This window comes from Paenibacillus sp. OT2-17, assembly GCF_009827695.1.
GTDB classification, from domain to species: Bacteria; Bacillota; Bacilli; order Paenibacillales; family Paenibacillaceae; genus Paenibacillus; species Paenibacillus polymyxa_B.
In genome coordinates this window covers 1-2361 of sequence record NZ_WUDQ01000562.1, presented here as the reverse complement: position 1 = coordinate 2361, position 2361 = coordinate 1, and the positions used below count along the sequence as shown (strand labels likewise).

Sequence of the window (2361 nt, the reverse complement as noted above, 5' to 3'; positions counted from 1 at the left end):
TCTGCGCAAATACATTGGATCGTATGCTGCCGCAATGAACGGGGTAGACGTAATTGCATTTACAGCAGGTGTAGGCGAGAACTCCATCGTTCTGCGTAAGAGAGTGTTGGAGCAATTGACATTCCTCGGTATCGAGCTGGATGAATCGTTGAATGCTATTCGTTCTGGCGAGCCTCGTCGGATTACAACTGCAAATTCAAAGGTAGAAGTACTGATCATTCCAACGAACGAAGAACTGGTTATTGCCCGCGACACGTTCCGTCTGGTTCAGTAGTTCGGTTCGAAAGTGTAAACTTTATGCATGCGGACTATTGTTTGAGATCCGCATGCACCAAACAGCGAGAGCAAACAGCCTGACCCAGGGGGAAGGGCTGTTTGATTTTCGGTTACGAGGAGAGAGACGGTCATGACGAATAAAAGTACGATTGCCCAAGTGGGCCGCCATGTAGGGGAAACGGTTACAATCGGCGCTTGGGTAAACAATAAACGATCTAGTGGTAAAATTCAGTTCCTGCAACTGCGCGATGGTAGTGGGTATATTCAAGGGGTTATCGTGAAAAGCGAAGTGTCCGAGGATATTTGGAATGACGCCAAATCCTTGACTCAAGAGAGCTCCCTTTACGTTACTGGAGTGGTGCGTGAAGAACCGCGTAGCCAATCGGGCTTTGAATTAACGGTTACAGGCATTGAAATTATTCATTTGACCGAAAACTACCCGATTACACCCAAAGAGCATGGTGTAGATTTCCTGATGGATCATCGTCACTTGTGGCTGCGTTCCGCCAAGCAACGTGCTGTTCTGATCGTACGGGCGGAAATTATCCGTGCTGTACAGGAATTCTTTAACGGCAACGGCTTTACGAAGGTGGACCCACCTATTTTGACTCCTTCCTCTGCAGAAGGTACAACAGAGTTGTTCCACATTAAATATTTTGATGAAGATGCGTATTTGACACAAAGCGGACAGTTGTATATGGAAGCCGCGGCAATGGCGCTGGGCAAAGTGTATTCCTTTGGTCCAACTTTCCGTGCGGAAAAGTCCAAAACACGTCGTCACCTGATTGAGTTCTGGATGATCGAGCCTGAGATGGCTTTTGTGGATCATGAAGAATCCTTGCGCGTTCAGGAGCAGTTTGTAAGCCATATCGTGCAATCTGTCCTGAAAAACTGTGCGAAGGAGCTTGAAACAATCGGACGCGATGTTTCGAAGCTGGAGCAAATTCAAGGCGAATTTCCACGTATTACGTATGATGAGGCGATTGCCTTCCTTCAAGGTGAAGGTTTCGATATCCCATGGGGCGAAGACTTTGGTGCTCCTCATGAAACGGCGATTGCTGAAAGATATAACAAACCTGTGTTCATTACACATTGGCCAACTCACATTAAGGCATTCTATATGAAACCAGACCCAACCCGTCCAGAGGTTGTTCTGTGTGCCGATATGATCGCTCCTGAAGGCTATGGCGAAATTATCGGGGGTTCCCAACGGATTGATGATCCAGCATTGATGGAAGAACGTTTTAACGAGCATAACTTGGCTCGTGAAGCCTACCAATGGTATATGGACCTGCGCACCTATGGTACCGTTCCGCATTCCGGCTTTGGTCTGGGCCTGGAGCGTACAGTAGCATGGATTTGTGGACTCGATCATGTACGTGAAACGATTCCGTTCCCACGTATGCTGTATCGTTTGTATCCGTAACCGATGACCGGATCATTCGACAAGACATCAGCGGCAGAATGGGCGGAGGGAGTAGCCTTTGCTATGGAAGCCGGAATGGTCCAGATTCCCTATGCCCTGCTCAAGCATTATCGGACACTTCGGCTGACAGATGGTGAAATGCTGCTACTGATGCAGTTGCTTGCCTTTAAACAAGCGGAACGTAATGAATTTCCGACATGGGAACAATTGCAGACCCGTATCGGATGTACTGCGAACGAAATCGCACTCTATTTCAGTAAGCTCATGAAAGAAGGATTTTTGAGAATCGATTCCGTAGAAGACCGCAGTTCATCCGTACAATTCGAACGTTACAATTTGACGGGGCTGTATCGTAAGTTGGCAGAATGTATGATCGCCGAGCGTAACGAGCAACACGATGAAGATGACATTTTGTTTGCCGGAAAGCCGGATTTACTGAATGGAATATCAGAATCCCCGCTTACAGAAGAACGGAATTTGTTTACGATTTTTGAGAAAGAATTCGGGCGGCCATTATCACCGATGGAATACGAGACGATCACCAGCTGGGTGGATCAGGATCGGTATCCCGAGGAGCTGATTTTGCTGGCTTTGAAGGAAGCGGTATTTGCAGGGAAGGTACATTTCCGGTATATAGACCGTATTTTGCTGGAGTGGAG

2 protein-coding genes and 1 pseudogene are annotated in these 2361 nt (G+C 47.5%); all 3 read left to right on the top strand.

All coding sequences use genetic code 11. From position 1 onward, the window contains the following. Positions 1-274 (top strand): annotated as a pseudogene (locus tag GRP75_RS24590) (acetate kinase); the annotation flags it as partial. 132 nt (positions 275-406) lie between these two features. Continuing rightward, positions 407-1702: an asparagine--tRNA ligase gene (gene asnS, locus GRP75_RS24585; protein ID WP_013310674.1), complete on the top strand. Its 1296-nt coding sequence runs from the start codon at positions 407-409 to the stop codon at positions 1700-1702. A gap of 63 nt (positions 1703-1765) precedes the next feature. Then, positions 1766-2361 (top strand): DnaD domain protein (locus GRP75_RS24580; protein ID WP_202404299.1); only part of this gene is annotated, 596 nt, incomplete at its 3' end.

Coding starts and splice junctions, on each gene's coding strand:
- asnS (WP_013310674.1), top strand. CDS start 407: ATGACGAATAAAAGTACGATTGCCCAAGTGGGCCGCCATGTAGGGGAA.